General features: G+C 73.3%; 14 protein-coding genes. 4 read left to right on the top strand and 10 right to left on the bottom strand.

Translation table 11 applies throughout. From position 1 onward, the window contains the following. The 4 genes from QP089_RS24680 to QP089_RS24665 are packed head-to-tail and all read right to left on the bottom strand — an operon-like array spanning nucleotide 1 to nucleotide 3,808. Nucleotides 1-585, bottom strand: coding sequence for a GTP-binding protein (locus tag QP089_RS24680; RefSeq protein WP_285914319.1), 585 nt, complete (start codon nucleotides 583-585; stop codon nucleotides 1-3). Beyond that, on the bottom strand, nucleotides 566-952 hold the full coding sequence (locus tag QP089_RS24675) for a DUF742 domain-containing protein (protein WP_285914317.1): 387 nt from the start codon (nucleotides 950-952) through the stop codon (nucleotides 566-568). The genes QP089_RS24680 and QP089_RS24675 overlap by 20 nt, the downstream gene beginning before the upstream one ends. 7 nt (nucleotides 953-959) lie before the next feature. After that, complete coding sequence (locus QP089_RS24670; protein ID WP_285914315.1) at nucleotides 960-1,394, bottom strand: roadblock/LC7 domain-containing protein; 435 nt, start codon at nucleotides 1,392-1,394, stop codon at nucleotides 960-962. Beyond that, nucleotides 1,391-3,808: a sensor histidine kinase gene (locus tag QP089_RS24665; protein WP_285914313.1), complete on the bottom strand. Its 2,418-nt coding sequence runs from the start codon at nucleotides 3,806-3,808 to the stop codon at nucleotides 1,391-1,393. The genes QP089_RS24670 and QP089_RS24665 overlap by 4 nt, the downstream gene beginning before the upstream one ends. A 312-nt stretch (nucleotides 3,809-4,120) precedes the next feature. Between QP089_RS24665 and QP089_RS24660 the strand changes: the two genes are divergently transcribed. Next, complete coding sequence (locus QP089_RS24660) at nucleotides 4,121-5,632, top strand: M20/M25/M40 family metallo-hydrolase (protein WP_285914312.1); 1,512 nt, start codon at nucleotides 4,121-4,123, stop codon at nucleotides 5,630-5,632. Nucleotides 5,633-5,712: 80 nt separating this feature from the next. Here QP089_RS24660 and QP089_RS24655 read toward each other — a convergent pair whose 3' ends face one another. The 3 genes from QP089_RS24655 to QP089_RS24645 form a co-directional block, all read right to left on the bottom strand. Then, entirely contained in the window at nucleotides 5,713-6,012 is a 300-nt protein-coding gene (locus tag QP089_RS24655) for an SAM-dependent methyltransferase (protein ID WP_285914311.1), read from the bottom strand. Continuing rightward, complete coding sequence (locus QP089_RS24650) at nucleotides 6,009-6,257, bottom strand: hypothetical protein (protein WP_285914310.1); 249 nt, start codon at nucleotides 6,255-6,257, stop codon at nucleotides 6,009-6,011. Before QP089_RS24650 ends, QP089_RS24655 begins: the two co-directional genes overlap by 4 nt. 123 nt (nucleotides 6,258-6,380) lie before the next feature. After that, nucleotides 6,381-7,223, bottom strand: a complete 843-nt coding sequence (locus QP089_RS24645; protein WP_285914309.1) for an LLM class F420-dependent oxidoreductase — start codon at nucleotides 7,221-7,223, stop codon at nucleotides 6,381-6,383. 61 nt (nucleotides 7,224-7,284) lie between these two features. On the opposite strand from QP089_RS24645, the gene polA reads away from it, so the two are divergent. Further along, nucleotides 7,285-9,915, top strand: coding sequence for a DNA polymerase I (polA, locus tag QP089_RS24640; RefSeq protein ID WP_285914307.1), 2,631 nt, complete (start codon nucleotides 7,285-7,287; stop codon nucleotides 9,913-9,915). A gap of 3 nt (nucleotides 9,916-9,918) precedes the next feature. On the opposite strand, the gene QP089_RS24635 is transcribed toward polA, so the two are convergent. After that, nucleotides 9,919-11,106 (bottom strand): acyl-CoA dehydrogenase family protein, encoded by a 1,188-nt coding sequence (locus QP089_RS24635; protein ID WP_285914306.1) that lies wholly within the window; start codon nucleotides 11,104-11,106, stop codon nucleotides 9,919-9,921. 73 nt (nucleotides 11,107-11,179) lie between these two features. Here QP089_RS24635 and QP089_RS24630 point away from each other — a divergent pair, with 73 nt between their 5' ends. Continuing rightward, a complete protein-coding gene (locus QP089_RS24630) occupies nucleotides 11,180-11,845 on the top strand; it encodes a GntR family transcriptional regulator (protein WP_285914304.1) in 666 nt (221 codons plus the stop codon). A gap of 21 nt (nucleotides 11,846-11,866) precedes the next feature. On the opposite strand, the gene QP089_RS24625 is transcribed toward QP089_RS24630, so the two are convergent. Beyond that, complete coding sequence (locus tag QP089_RS24625; protein ID WP_285914303.1) at nucleotides 11,867-12,988, bottom strand: 5-methyltetrahydropteroyltriglutamate--homocysteine S-methyltransferase; 1,122 nt, start codon at nucleotides 12,986-12,988, stop codon at nucleotides 11,867-11,869. Between the two features lie 137 nt (nucleotides 12,989-13,125). Further along, entirely contained in the window at nucleotides 13,126-13,803 is a 678-nt protein-coding gene (locus QP089_RS24620) for a GntR family transcriptional regulator (protein WP_285914302.1), read from the bottom strand. Nucleotides 13,804-13,904: 101 nt separating this feature from the next. Here QP089_RS24620 and QP089_RS24615 point away from each other — a divergent pair, with 101 nt between their 5' ends. Beyond that, on the top strand, nucleotides 13,905-14,684 hold the full coding sequence (locus QP089_RS24615; RefSeq protein WP_285914300.1) for an NAD(P)-dependent oxidoreductase: 780 nt from the start codon (nucleotides 13,905-13,907) through the stop codon (nucleotides 14,682-14,684). Nucleotides 14,685-14,744: the final 60 nt, after the last annotated feature.

The following is a 14,744-nucleotide window of genomic DNA, read 5'->3' as shown; positions in this document are numbered from 1 at the left end:
TCACGCCGTCGACTGCAGGGCGTGCTCGACCATCCGGATCAGGACGTTCTTGGCCGAGTCGTAGTGCCGGACGTCGCACAGCACGACCGGGACGTCCGGGTCGAGGTCCAGGGCCTCGGCGATCTGCTCGGCGGTGTAGCGGCGGGCGCCGTCGAAGACGTTCGCGGCGACGACGAACGGGATCCCCCGGTTCTCGAAGAAGTCGATGGAGGCGAAGCTGGTCGGCAGCCGCCGGGTGTCGACCAGCACGATCGCGCCGACGGCGCCGTAGGCGATCTGGTCCCACATGAACCAGAACCGCTCCTGCCCGGGGGTGCCGAACAGGTACAGCCGGACGCCGCCGCCGAAGGTCAGCCGGCCGAAGTCCATCGCGACGGTCGTGGTGGTCTTGCGCTCGAGGCCGCCGAGGTCGTCCACCCCGACGGAGGCGTCGGTGAGGGTCTCCTCGGTGCGCAGCGGGCGGATCTCGCTGACCGCGCCGACCAGGGTGGTCTTGCCGACGCCGAAGCCGCCGGCGACCAGGATCTTCAGGGTGTGCGCGGGGAGGTCCTCGGGCGCGGTGGGGTCATAGGCGGCGGAGTTCATCGAGCACTCTCATCAGGATCTTCGGGTCGGGACGACCGGTGCTGTGCCCGGCCGGCCCGCCCTGGGGGAGTTCTTCGATCAGGCCGTAGTGGTGCAGGTCCGCCAGCAGGACCTGCACGACCCGCAGCGGCAGGTCGGTGTCGGAGGCCAGGTCGGCCGGGGTGGAGGGGTTGCGGCACAGCTCCAGCAGCCGCCGCTGCTCGCGCGACAGCCACACCCGCTCGCCGGGCGTGCGGCCCGTCGCGACCAGCAGCGTGACCAGGTCGGCGACCAGCCCCCGGGGGCGGGTGCGCCCCCGGGTCACCGCGTACGGCCGCACGATCGGGCCGGCGTCCGCGCCGACCCAGCGCTCTCTCGGGGTCTCCACGGCCGGCTCAGCCCGGGGCGCCGGCCTGCGAGGGGTCCGCGGCCTCCGCCCGCGGCGCCGTGCCGAGCTGGCGCCGCACCCGTTTGATCAGCATCGTCGTCTCGTAGGCGACCAGCCCGGCGTTGCCGCCCGCGTCGCTCAGCACCGCCAGGCAGCTGCCGTTGCCGGCCGGCATGACGAAGAACAGGAGCCCGTCCAGCTCGACGACGGTCTGCCGGACCTGTTTGGCCCGGAAGTGCTCGCGGGCGCCGTTGGCCAGGCTGTGGAAGCCCGACGACAGCGCCGCCAGGAACTCGGCGTCCTTGCGGGTGACCCCGCCGGAGGCGCCCATCACCAGCCCGTCCCGCGACAGGAGCACCGCCTGGTGCACCTCCCCGACCCGGTTCACCAGATCGTCGAGCAGCCAGTCCAGCTCTCCCGTGGCGTGGCCCTGCTGCGTCATGCCTGCCCCCATTCATCGCGTGGGTCGCGATCGTCCGGATCGTCGTCGTCCCTGCCCCGAAGCCATCCCGACTGTAGCGACGCCATCAGGTCCCGGCTGACCTCCGGGCTCGGCTCCTCGTCGTCCTCGGCCGGCGCGCCGCCCCGCTCCGGGACGGCGCCCGCGGGCTCCGGCGCGGGCCGCGCGAGCAGCTGCGGCGCCATGTTGCGCTGCCGCACCCGCCGGGGGAGCCGGCCCGTCACCTCGCTCGACTCGCCCTCCGCCGGGTCCTCGGCGGGCGGCCGGGTCCGGCCACCCCCGGCCGGCACGGCCGGTGCGGGCGGCCCGGCGGGCGGTGGTCCCGCGGGCGGCGGGGGCTCCGGCGCGTACGCCGGGCCGGGCAGCGCGGGACGCACCGGACGCGCCAGCCCGCGCGGCACCGGCGCGGCCGACCCGACGGGGTGCCCGACCAGCGGGACCTCGTCGCCGCCCAGCAGCTCCCGGGACTCGTCCAGCACCACCAGCGAGTGCGGGACCAGCACGATCGCGGTCGTGCCGCCGTACGGCGAGGGCTGCAGCGACACGCCGATGCCGTGCTTGGCGGCGAGCCGCGCGACGACGAACAGCCCGAGCCGCTCGGTGTCGACCAGGTCGAACTCCACGGTGCTGGCCAGCCGCCGGTTCAGCTCGTCGCGCTCCTGCGGGGAGAGCCCGACGCCGCGGTCGACCACCTCGACGGCCAGCCCGTTGGCGACCGTCTCGAGCTTGACGGTGACCTCGGTGGTCGGCGGGGAGAACGAGGCGGCGTTCTCGATCAGCTCGGCGAGCAGGTGGATCACGTCGGCGACCACCCCGCCGGTCACCGCCGCCGACGACGCGCCGGTCACCTCCACCCGGGTGTAGTCCTCGACCTCGGCGATCGCCGCGCGGATGACGTCCTCGGCGGAGACCGGGTGGTCCCAGGCGCGGACGGTCGGCGAGCCGGACAGGATGACCAGGCCCTCGGCGTGTCGGCGCATGCGGGTGGTGAGGTGGTCCAGCCGGAACAGGTCGTCCAGCTCCTCGGGGCTGGCGGCGCGGCGCTCCATCTGGTCCAGCAGCCGCAGCTGCCGGTGCAGCAGCGACTGGCTGCGCCACGACAGGTTCACGAACACCCGGTTGATGCTGGCCCGCAGCTCGGCCTCGCCGACCGCGGTGCTCACCGCCGTCCGCCGGACGGCGCCGAACGCCTCGCCGACCAGCGCGATCTCCCGCGTGCCGCCGACCTGCGGATGCGGCGCCTCGGCGTCGACGTCGACCTTCTCGCCGCGCCGCAGCCGCGCCACCAGCCGCGGCAGCCGCTCGTGCGCCAGCTCCTGCGCGCTGCGCTGCAGCTGCCGCAGCTCGAAGGTGATCCGCCGCGCGAACAGCAGCGACAGCACCACCGACACCACCACGGCGAGCAGGCCGAGCCCGCCGATCAGGTAGAAGGCGAGCATGATCCGCCGGCCGGCGGGCTCCACGTCCTTGCGGTTCACCTCGTCGCCGGCCTTCGCGGCCGCCTGCAGCCAGACCGGCGACACCGCCGCGACGGCGGCGCGCCACTCGCGCTGGTCCGGGGCCGCGCCGTTGCCGACGATGTCGTTCTCCAGCACGGCGTAGTCGGTGTAGGCCTGCGAGTTCACCAGGTCGGCCATGATCTTGGCGATGCCGCCGCTCGCCGACGCGCGGCCGAGCTCGAAGAACTGGTCGCGGTTGCTCGCCCAGCCGGTGAACGCGGCGCGGTCGTCGGTGGTCATCCGGCCGTGCCGCAGCCCCGCGACCAGGTCGGCCTCGCGCAGCATGAACTCGCGCGCCCAGTACATGTCCAGCAGCGCGTTGGTCTGCTGGTAGACCGAGACGGCGTTGACGCTGACCAGCGTCGTGAGCACCCGGATCGTGCTGTCGGAGATCTTGCTGTACCCGTTGATGATCCGCAGCGGCGGGCTGCCGATGCGGACCTGGGCGCGCAGCGACCCGAGGTCGTCGAACGCGCCGCTGAGCACCCGGGTGCGCTGGAGCACGGTGTCGCTCATCGCGTCCTTGGCCGCCGAGGAGAAGGCCGACTTGCGGAACGCCGCCACGATCGCGTCCGTGCGGGCGGCCTGCGCCTCGTACTTCTTCTCCGCCGCGGCGGTGCGCGCCGCCAGCGACACGACCGCCGCCGAGCGCTCCTGCTGGATCGCCTCGATGACCGTCGTGGCCGGCAGGCCCACCTTGTCGTAGACGGTCGAGAAGTCGTACCGCTGGAGGGCGCTGTTCAGCGAGACCCCGGTCGGGATGGCCCACAGGACCAGCAGCGAGGCGAGCGGGACGGCCAGCAGCAATGCGATCCGGCGCCTGATGCTGCGGGTGCGCGGCCCGGTCCGGGTGCGCGGACGCCGCGGCGGCGCGGGCGCCTGGTCGGGTCGCGTCACCGGTTCACTTCCTTCGTCGAGGTCCGAGCTCGCTCCGTCGCCGAGCTGCAAAGGTCACGAAGCATACTGAGTCGGATTTGTCGCTGACCAGGGAAGTCAATCGGTAGGTGCCGGATATCCGTGGAATGCCGGGGTTGACAACTTCGGGAAATGGTGTCCGTCAGGTCGTGCCGGGGCCGCGTCCGAACGGCGTGCGGGCGCCCTGGCCGCTTCCGGCTAACGCCCGCTGATTGGCGACTCCAGATCTTGTCGACAGTAAGCCCACATGTCACGATTCGTGCGATTTGTCCCCCACGCAACGGAGACACGGTCATGCGCAGAGCCGCGCTCGCCTCCCTCCTCGGCCTCTCGCTCGCCGCCACCGCCGTGGCCGCGACGGACGCCCAGGCCGCCGCACCGGACCGGTCCCGGCTGGCCGCGCTCGTCACCCTCAAGGCCGTCCGCCACCACCAGCTCGACCTGCAGAAGATCGCGGACGCCAACGGCGGCAACCGGGCCGCCGGCCTGGACGGCAACAAGATCACCATCAAGTACGTCGCCGACCAGCTCAAGCGCGCCGGCTACCAGCCGACGGTCCAGAAATTCACGTTCGACTTCTGGCAGGAGAACGCGCCGGCGACGTTCGCCGAGACCGCGCCGACGCCGAAGACGTACACCCCCGCCACCGACTTCGCGACCCTGCAGTACTCCGGCTCCGGCGACGTCACCGCCGCCGCGACGGCCGTCGACCCGGGCGCGTCCGGAACCGGCAGCGGATGCGAGGCCGGCGACTTCGCCGGGTTCCCGAAGGGGAACATCGCGCTGATCCAGCGCGGCGGCTGCTTCTTCTCCGTCAAGGCCGACAACGCCATCGCCGCCGGCGCGAGCGCCGTCGTCATCTACCAGCTGCCCGACCAGCCCGGGCCGGTGGCGGGCACGCTCACCACGCCGTACTCCATCCCGGTCGTCGGCCCGACGAACGCGGTCGGCACCGACCTCGTCAAGCAGGCGCAGAACGGCGGCGTGACGCTGCACGTCAAGACCGACACCACCAATCAGAAGCGCGAGGCGGCCAACGTCATCGCCGACACCCCGCGCGGCCGCGCCGACAACGTCGTGGTGGTCGGCGCGCACAACGACAGCGTCGTCGCCGGTCCCGGCATCAACGACGACGGCTCCGGCACCGCGACGCTGCTGGAGATGGCCAAGCAGATCCACAAGCTCGGCGGCAAGGTCCGCAACCAGGTGCGGTTCGCGTTCTGGGGCGCCGAGGAGGAGGGCCTGCTCGGGTCCCAGTACTACGTCGACCACCTGCCGCAGGCCGAGCGCGACAAGGTCGCGCTGATGCTCGACTTCGACATGCTCGCCTCGCCGAACTACGTCCGGTTCGTCTACGACGGCGACAACAGCGAGGGCGGCAACAACGTCGACACCCCGCCCGGCACCGGCGCGATCGAGAAGGCGTTCACCGGCTACTTCGCCGGACGCCGCCTCGCCACCGACCCGACCGCGTTCGACGGCCGGTCCGACTACAACGCCTTCATCACCGCCGGCATCCCGGCGGGCGGCATCTTCACCGGCGCCGAGAAGATCAAGACCCCGGAGCAGGCGAAGGTGTACGGCGGCACCGCCGGCCTCGCCTACGACCCGTGCTACCACTCCGCCTGCGACCGGTACGACAACGTGAACCTGCAGGGCTTCGACCAGATGATCGACGCGACCGCGGCGGTCACCGAGCAGTTCGCGCACAGCACGCTCACCGTCAACGGCAACGAGCTCGCGCGCAAGCACGCGCTCGCCAAGCCGGCCGCCCCGACCCGAGTCGGCCCCTACCTCACCCGCTGACCCCACGTTGAGATGCGGCGAGTCGTTGTTATGGGACGCCTCATAACGACGACTCGCCGCAAGTCAACGAAAGAGCGGGGTCAGGGCTTGCGGCCTGCACCGACCAGGAACCAGAACTGCGACGGATCGTCCGGCACGTCCTCGGGCGAGTCGGGACGCCACAGCGGGCCGTGCACCAAGCCGGGATCGAGCAGGTCGAAGCCGGTGAAGAACGCGCCGATCTCCTCGGCGGTGCGCAACGTCGGCTCGATGGCCTCCAGCGTCCGGGCGATGTCGCGGTCGGCGGTGAAGCTGTGCGCGCCGCCCAGCAGGTAGTCGTAGACGCGGGCGACGCTGGCCTGGTTCGGGTCGATGCCGCCGGCCCAGTCCGGCTCGTTCAACGGGTCCCCTCTCGTCGTGCGTTCGGCGCCTCCACGGCCCGGACGTCGGGCGGGCGGGGCAGCTCGTCCCCGACGATCAGCTGCTCGACCAGGTACACCCCGATGGTGTCGGCGAACCCCCCGCCCGCCGCCGCACCGGTTTCGCCGAGGGCGACCGCGACCAGGTGCCGCGCGACCCGCTCCATCTGGCCGGCGCCCGCGGCGGTCAGCGGCCGGAGCCCGGCGGCCTCGGATTCGGCGTTCACGGCCAACGCCTCCTGCGGCGCTCGGGTGGAACGTGACGGCGGGCGCGCATCGTGCGGACATGATCATTCCGCGCCCTGACGCCGCCCGCGAGACCCCGCGGAAGGTCCCTCCGTTTCCGGTGCTCAGCCCAGGTTCAGTGCCTCCGCGACGGCCCGCAGGGCGGGCAGCGGGTCCTGACCGGAGCCGGTCAGGACCTGGACCGCGACATGGTCGGCGCCCGCGTCGAGATGCTCGGTCACCCTGGCCGCCGCGGCCGCCGGGCCGCCGTGCGCGACCAGCGCGTCGATGAGCGCGTCGCTGCCCTCGCCGGCGAAGTCCGCGCCGGTGAACCCGAGCCGCTCGAGGTTGGCGACGTAGTTGCGCATCTTCAGGTAGGTGCTGGACAGGTTCTCCCTGGCCAGCGCGCGGGCGCGGTCGGCGTCGGTGTCGACGATGACCTTCTGCTCCGGCGCGAGCAGCGGCCATTCGCCCAGCTCGGCACGGGCCCGGCGGGTGTGCTCCGGGGTGGTCAGGTACGGGTGCGCCCCGGCCGCCCGCTCGGCCGACAGCCGCAGCACCTTCGGCCCGAGCGCCGCCAGCACCCGTCCCGAGACCGGGACCTCCTGGGCGTCCAGCCGGTCGAGGTAGTCGACGATCTTCTCGAACGGCTTGCGGTACTCCTGCGTCGCCTCGCGGTGGCCGATGCCCACGCCGAGCAGGAACCGGCCGCCGTGCGCGGAGTTCAGCCGGTGGTAGGACGCGGCGGCCTCCTCCGCCGGCGTCGCCCACATGTTCACGATGCCGGTCGCGACCGTGATCTGGTCGGTCGCCGCCAGCAGCCGCTCGGCGATGTCGAGGTCGCCGGACGGCGAGCCGCCGATCCAGATCGTCCCGTAGCCGAGCCGCTCCACCTCCCTGGCCAGTTCCGGACTCAGGCCGCTCCAGGAGCGCCAGATGCCGACGCGCCCCACATTGATCTCCGTCATGTCCCCCTCCAACGGCAGGTGCCTCCGCGTGCCCACTACCCGCGGCTGCGAGGATGAGACCATGACCGACCGGCCCCGCCTGCTGCTCCTGGACGGCCACTCGCTGGCCTACCGGGCGTTCTACGCCCTGCCGGTCGAGAACTTCGCCACCACGGCGGGCCAGCCCACCAACGCCGTCTACGGGTTCGCGAACATGCTGGCCAACGCGTTGCGCGACGAGCGGCCCACGCATCTGGCGGTCGCGTTCGACGTCGGGCGCCGCACGTTCCGCACCGAGGCGTTCCCCGACTACAAGGCGACGCGGGCGCGCTCGCCCGAGGAGTTCGGGAGCCAGCTCGCCGTCCTCGACGACCTGCTGGCCGCGATGAACGTGCCCGTGCTGCGGGCTCCCGGCTACGAGGCCGACGACGTCATCGCGACGCTCGCCACCCGGGCCGCGGCCGACGGCCTCGCGGTCCTGGTCGTCACCGGCGACCGCGACGCGCTCCAGCTCGTCAGCGACGACGTCACGGTCCTGTACTTCTACCGGACGGCGTCGGAGATGATCCGCTACACGCCGGAGGCGGTCGAGGCGAAGTACGGCCTGACGCCCGCGCAGTACCCCGACTTCGCGGCGCTGCGCGGCGACCCGTCCGACAACCTGCCGGGCATTCCCGGCATCGGGGAGAAGACCGCCGCCAAGTGGATCCGCGAGTACGGGTCCCTCGCCGCGCTGCTGGAGCGGTCCGGCGAGGTGAAGGGCAAGGCGGGGGAGCGGCTGCGCGCCGCGCTCGACGGCGTCCGGCTGAACCGGCGCCTCACCGAGCTGGTCCGCGACGTCGACCTTCCCGTGGACGTCGGTGACCTGCGGCGGCGGCCCTACGACATCGCCGCCTTCACCGCGCTCCTGGACGACCTGGAGTTCCGCAACGCGAGCCTGCGGCAGCGGCTGTTCGCCGCCGACCCGGGCGGGGGCCGCCCGCCGGAGCCGACCGGGCCCGTGCTGCGCGGCCACGAGCTCGGCCCGGACGAGCTGGCGCCGTGGCTCGCCGCCAGGGCGACCGGGCCGGTCGGGCTCGCCGCCGACTGCACCTGGGTCCGCGGGGCCGGCGACATCGCGCGGATCGCGCTCGCCGCGCCCGACGGGTTCGCCGCCGCGTTCGAGCCGTCCGCCCTCACCGCGGGCGACGAGCGCGCGTTCGCCGGGTGGCTCGCCGACCCCGGCCGTCCCAAGGCGGTGCACGACGTCAAGGCGCTGTCGCGGGTCCTGCCCGAGCGCGGCTGGCGGCTCGGCGGCGTCACCACGGACACCGCGATGGCCGCCTACCTCCTGCTGCCCGGCCTCGCCGCGTACGGCGTCGCCGACGTCGCCGCCCGCTATCTCGGCCGCCGCCCGCCCTCGGACGGTCCCGACGCGCTGATGCTGCAGGCCGGCGCCGTCCTGGAGCTGGCGGACAGGCTCGCCCCCGACCTGGCGTCCACCGGGATGGACGAGCTGCTGCGCGACGTCGAGCTGCCGCTGTCGGGCCTGCTCGCCCGCGCCGAACGGGCGGGCGTCGCCGTCGACGCCGGGCTCCTGCGCGAGCTGGAGCAGCACTTCGCCGACGGCATGGAGCGCGCCGCCGACGACGCCGCCGAGATCGCCGGACGCCGCTTCAACCCCGGCTCCACCAAGCAGCTCCAGGAGGTGCTGTTCGGCGAGCTGGGGCTGCCGAAGACCAAGAAGATCAAGTCGGGGTACTCCACCGACCTGGACGCGCTGACCTGGCTCGCGACCCAGACCGACAACGGCCTCCCGCAGGTCCTGCTGCGCCACCGCGACCTGGCCCGGCTGCGCGCGACGGTCGCCGGGCTCATCCGGGAGATCGGCGCGGACGGCCGCGTGCACACCACCTTCCAGCAGACCGTCGCGGCCACCGGCCGGCTCACCTCCACCGAACCGAACCTCCAGGTCATCCCGGTCCGCACCGAGGAGGGACGGCGGATCCGGCGGGCGTTCCGGCCCGGCGACGGCTTCGACGCGCTGCTGACCGCCGACTACGGCCAGCTCGAGCTGCGCGTCATGGCGCACCTGTCCCAGGACCCGACGCTGCTCGCGGCGTTCGCGTCCGGCGAGGACCTGCACGGCACGATGGCCGCGCGGGTCTTCCAGGTCGCGCCCGAGGCGGTGACCCCGGACATGCGCCGCAAGATCAAGGCGATGTCGTACGGGCTGGCCTACGGGCTGTCGGCGTTCGGGCTGGCCAAGCAGCTCGGCATCGCGATGGCGGAGGCGCGCCCGCTGATGGACGCCTACTTCGCGCGGCTCGGCGGCGTCCGCGACTACCTGGAGGAGGTCGTCGCGGAGGCCCGCGTCACCGGCTACACCCGCACGCTCCTCGGCCGCCGCCGCTACCTGCCGCACCTGACCAGCGACAACAGGCAGCGGCGCGAGACCGCCGAGCGGATGGCGCTGAACGCCCCGGTGCAGGGCTCCGCCGCCGACATCGTCAAGATCGCGATGCTGCGGGTGGACGCGGCGCTCGCCGCCGCCGGGGCGCGCAGCCGGCTGCTCCTCCAGGTCCATGACGAGGTCGTGGTGGAGGTGGCGCCGGGGGAGCACGACGCCGTCCGCGATCTCGTCCGGACCGAGATGACCGGCGCCTACCCGCTCAGCGTCGGGCTGGACGTGGCGATCGGCGCGGGACCGGACTGGGCGGCCGCCGCCCACTGACCCTTACTGGAAGGCGGACTCGCCGGTGAGGGCGCGGCCGATGACCAGGGAGTGGACCTCGGAGGTGCCCTCGTAGGTCAGCACGGATTCCAGGTTGGCCGCGTGCCGGATGACGGGGTATTCGAGCGTGATGCCGTTGGCACCCAGCAGGGTGCGGCAGGTGCGGGCGATGTCGATGGCCTCGCGGACGTTGTTGAGCTTGCCGACGCTGACCTGCTCGGGGGTGAGGGTGCCGGCCTCCTTGAGGCGGCCGAGGTGGACGGCCAGCAGCAGGCCCTTGCCGGCCTCCAGCGCCATGTCGGCGAGCTTCTGCTGGGTGAGCTGGTAGGACGCCAGAGGGCGGTCGAACACCTGGCGCTGGCCGACGTAGTCGATGGTGGTCTCCAGGCAGTCCAGCGCGGCGCCGATCGCGCCGAACACGATCCCGAAGCGGGCCTCGTTCAGGCAGCTCAGCGGTCCGGACAGCCCGCGCGCCTCCGGCAGCATCGCCGAGTCGGGGAGCCGCACCTCGTCCAGGACGAGCTCGCTGGTGACGCTGGCGCGCAGCGACAGCTTGCGCTCGATGTCGCGGGCCTGGAAGCCGGGCGTGCCGGCGGGGACCAGGAACCCGCGGACGCCGTCGTCGGTGCGGGCCCACACGACCGCGACGTCGGCGACCGACCCGTTGGTGATCCACATCTTGGTGCCCGACAGGATCCAGTCGGCGCCGTCGCGGCGGGCGCGGGTGCGCATCCCGGCCGGGTCGGAGCCGAAGTCGGGCTCGGTCAGGCCGAAGCAGCCGATCGCCTCGCCGCGCGCCATCGCCGGCAGCCACTGCTGCTTCTGCTCCTCGCTGCCGTGCTTCCAGATCGCGAACATCGCCAGCGACCCCTGCACCGATACCAGGCTGCGCAGCCCCGAGTCGGCGCCTTCCAGCTCCAGGCACGCCAGGCCGTAGGAGACCGCGCCCATTCCCGCGCACCCGTAGCCCTCCAGGTGCATGCCCAGCACTCCCAGCGACCCGAGCTGCCGGGCCAGCTCCCGCGCCGGGATCCCGCCCTTGTCGAACCACTCGGGCAGGTGCGGCCGCAGCTCGCCGTCGCAGAACCGGCGGACGGTCGCCCGGATCTCCCGCTCCTCGTCGCCGAGGAGCCCGTCGATGCCGAACAGGGCGGTGGGGGTGACGGTCCGAGGCCGCGCTGAAGTCGTCATGCGGGGCAGTCTAGTATTGGATCCAATATCCGATCCACCCGCGCCGGCGTCCCGGCCGTGAGATATTGAGCCGGTGACCACCCAGCAGCCCCGACGGCCTCCGACGGCCCAGCAGTTCGTCCTGGAGGAGCTGCGGCGCGCCATCACCAGCGGCCGGCTGCGCCCGGGCGCGCCGATCCGCCAGGACGTGGTCGCCGAGGAGCTCGGCGTCAGCCGGGTCCCGCTGCGCGAGGCGCTCAAGACCCTGCAGGGCGAGGGACTGGTCACCTACCGGGCGCACCGCGGCTACTACGTCGAGGAACTGTCCCTGGACGACCTGCGCGAGGTCTACCGGATCCGCACCCTGCTGGAAGAGGAGGCGGTCCGCCGCGCCGCCGCGTCGATGACCGCCGCCGACCTCGCCGCCCTCGACCGCGCCGAAGACGAGGTCGAGGCCGCGGCGCTGGCCGGGGACGTGCTGGCGATGGCGGCGGCCAACCGGGCCTTCCACATGGCGCTCTACGAGTGCGCCGGCATGCCGCGCCTGGTCCGGCTCATCCGCACGCTGTGGGACGCCACCGACGCCTACCGCTCCATCTACTACGGCGAAGGCGTCAACCGCGAACGCGTCATCGGCGAACACCGCGCCGCGCTCGCCGCCCTGCGCGACGGGGACGCCGACGAGGCCGTCCGCGTCCTCGACGTGCACCGCGCGCATGCCGTCACGGCTCTCGAACACCTCATGTCCGCGACCGGCTAGCCGCGCCAGGGCGCCCAGGGCTCAGTCCCAGACCTCCTCGGCGGTCTCCGCGATGAGCCGCAGCTTCGCGAACTGCTGGTCCGCCGTCAGCGCGTTCCCCTCGACGGTGGAGGAGAAGCCGCACTGCGGGGACAGGCAGATCTGCTCCAGCGGGACGAACCGGGCGGCCTCGTCGATGCGCCGCTTCAGCTCGTCCTTGGACTCCAGCTCGCCGCGCTTGGTGGTGACCAGGCCGAGCACGACCATCTTCCCCGGCGGGACGAACCGCAGCGGCTCGAAGCCGCCGGAGCGCGGGTCGTCGTACTCCAGGAAGAACCCGTCCACGTCCAGCTCGCTGAACAGCGCCTCGGCGACGAAGTCGTAGCCGCCCTCGGCCGTCCACGACGAGCGGAAGTTGCCCCGGCACATGTGCGTGGTGACGGCCAGGTCGTCGGGGCGCCCGGCCAGCGCCGCGTTGATCTGCCGGATGTAGCGCAGGTGCAGGTGGTCGGGGTCGTCGCCGCGCTCGGCGATCATCGCGCGCTGCTTGGGGTCGTTGAGGTAGGCCAGGCTGGTGTCGTCCAGCTGCAGGTAGCGGCAGCCGAGGCCGGCGATCCGCCGCACCTGCTCGGCGTACGCGGCGGCGAGGTCGGCCCAGAACTCCTCGATGTCCGGGTAGACCTTCGGGTCGATCGCCGCGGGCCCGCCCCGGTAGTGGACCATGTTCGGCGACGGGATCGTCAGCTTCGGCGTGACGCCGTCGCCCGCGACGTCCTGCAGGAAGCGGAAGTGGTCGGCGAAGATCGTCTCCTCGAGCCGGACCCGGTCGTGCACGCGCAGGGCGGCCGTGCTGAACTCCAGGTCGCCGGACTCGTTGCGGAACCTGACCTTGATCTTCTCGTCCGCCGGGCTGATCCCGCCCAGCCGGTAGATGAAGTCCATGTGCCAGGACGTGCGGCGGAACTCGCCGTCGGTGGCGCTGCGCAGCCCGGCCTGGCGCTGCATCGCCACCACGTCGCGGACGGCGGCGTCCTCCACCTCGGCGAGGCGCCGGTCGTCGATGCGGCCCTGGGCGTGGTCGTCGCGCGCGGCCAGCAGGTCGGCGGGGCGCAGCAGGCTCCCGACGTGGTCGGCGCGGAACGGCGGTCGTGTGCGCGGGGACATGGCGGCTCCCTCACCGGGACGATGCTGGCGGACGGGGTCCACCCGCCAATCTAGGCACTGCCGCGACGGCGATCAATCCGTTGCCCAGGATCGGGTCTGACCGGCCGGAACTTGGGACCGCCGGGACCGGGTGCGGCCTAGCGGGCCGGGCCGTTGCCGTGCGGGCGGGTGCGGTCGGCCTCGGGCAGGGTGCGGATGACGCTGCGCAGGTGCTCGCGGGCGGCCCGCTCGGCGGACTCGGGGTCGCGGGCGCGGATCGCCTCGATGATCGCCAGGTGCTCGGGCAGCGACACCGCCGGGCGGCCGGGGTGCATCGCCAGCTTGAACTGGTGCCGGACGCTCTGCGCGCGCAGCCGCTCCAGCACCCGGGCGGCCGTGCGCTGGCCGCTGATCTCGCGGATCTCGCCGTGCAGCCGCTCGTTCAGCCGGGAGTAGCCGAACACGTCGCCCGCCGCGACGGCCGCGCGCATGGCGTCGCCGATCTCGGTCAGCAGCCGGACGCCGTCCTCGGTGATCCGCTCGGCCGCCTTCGCCGCGCACAGGCCCTCGATCACCATGCGCAGCTCGCTGATCTCGACGGCCTCCTCCAGCGACACCGCGCGCACCCGGGCGCCGCGGTTCTGCACCCGCTCGATCAGCCCCTCGTTGGCCAGCTCCAGCAGCGCGGCGCGGACCGCGGCGCGGCTGGCGCCGAACCGCTCGGCGAGGTCGGCCTCGACCAGCCGCTGGTTGGGGACGAACTCGCCGGCGAGGATCGCCTCCCGGATCCCGGTCACCACCGGGCGGCCGGTGTCCCGGTCGTCGGCTGTCGGCACTGTCCCTCCCCTGGAACCGCGTGCGAAGATATTGTCGCCAATTTTGTCGCGACCTAGTCTAGCGGGCGGCGCGAGCGCGCCGCCGGAGCGAGGAGGCCGGAATGTCGCAGGGTACCGGGCGGAAGCCGGCCGTCGCCGTGCTCGGGCTGGGCGAGGCGGGCGGCGCCATCGCCCGCGACCTCGTCGCGGCGGGCGCCGCCGTGCGTGCCTACGACCCGGCCGTCCCCACGCCGGACGGGACGATCCCCTGCACCGGAGAGGCCGACGCGGCGTCCGGTGCCGACCTCGTGCTGAGCGTCAACAGCGCGCACGACGCCATGGACGCCCTGCGCGCCGGGCTCGCGGGCGCGTCCGGCGCGGTCTGGGCGGAGATGAACACCGCGTCACCGGGGCTCAAGCGGGAGCTGGCCGCCGTCGCGCGGGCGGCCGGCGTGCGGTTCGCCGACATCGCGATCATGGCGCCGGTGCCGGGCCGCGGGCTGTACACCCCCATGCTGGCCAGCGGCGACGCAGCGGCGGACGCCGCGCGGATCCTCACCGGGCTCGGCGCGTCCGTCGAGGTCATGGACGCCGAGGCGGGCGCCGCCGCGACCCGCAAGCTGCTGCGCAGCGTCTTCTTCAAGGGCCTGGCCGCGTCGGTGGTGGAGGCGCTGGAGGCGGCGCGGGCGGCCGGCTGCGAGGACTGGCTGCGCGGCAACATCGTCGAGGAGCTGGTCGCGGCGGGGGAGCCGACCGTGGACCGCCTCGTCGACGGGACGCACAAGCATGCCGTCCGCCGCGCCGCCGAGATGGCCGCGGCGGCCGACATGCTCACCGAGCTCGACGTCCCGCCGACGATGGCCGCCGCCAGCCGCGACCTCCTGCGCCGCCTCTCACCCTGACCCGCTCTCGTTGAGTTGCGGCGAGTCGTGGTTATGGAACGCGCCATAACCACGACTCGC

Source organism: Actinomadura opuntiae (assembly GCF_030283205.1).
Classification (GTDB): domain Bacteria; phylum Actinomycetota; class Actinomycetes; order Streptosporangiales; family Streptosporangiaceae; genus Spirillospora.
This window is presented reverse-complemented; position numbering and strand designations above follow the sequence as displayed.

Coding starts and splice junctions, on each gene's coding strand:
- QP089_RS24635 (WP_285914306.1), bottom strand. CDS start 11,106: ATGACGACTTCAGCGCGGCCTCGGACCGTCACCCCCACCGCCCTGTTC.
- QP089_RS24615 (WP_285914300.1), top strand. CDS start 13,905: ATGTCGCAGGGTACCGGGCGGAAGCCGGCCGTCGCCGTGCTCGGGCTG.
- QP089_RS24660 (WP_285914312.1), top strand. CDS start 4,121: ATGCGCAGAGCCGCGCTCGCCTCCCTCCTCGGCCTCTCGCTCGCCGCC.
- QP089_RS24645 (WP_285914309.1), bottom strand. CDS start 7,223: ATGACGGAGATCAATGTGGGGCGCGTCGGCATCTGGCGCTCCTGGAGC.
- QP089_RS24680 (WP_285914319.1), bottom strand. CDS start 585: ATGAACTCCGCCGCCTATGACCCCACCGCGCCCGAGGACCTCCCCGCG.
- QP089_RS24625 (WP_285914303.1), bottom strand. CDS start 12,988: ATGTCCCCGCGCACACGACCGCCGTTCCGCGCCGACCACGTCGGGAGC.
- QP089_RS24670 (WP_285914315.1), bottom strand. CDS start 1,394: ATGACGCAGCAGGGCCACGCCACGGGAGAGCTGGACTGGCTGCTCGAC.
- polA (WP_285914307.1), top strand. CDS start 7,285: ATGACCGACCGGCCCCGCCTGCTGCTCCTGGACGGCCACTCGCTGGCC.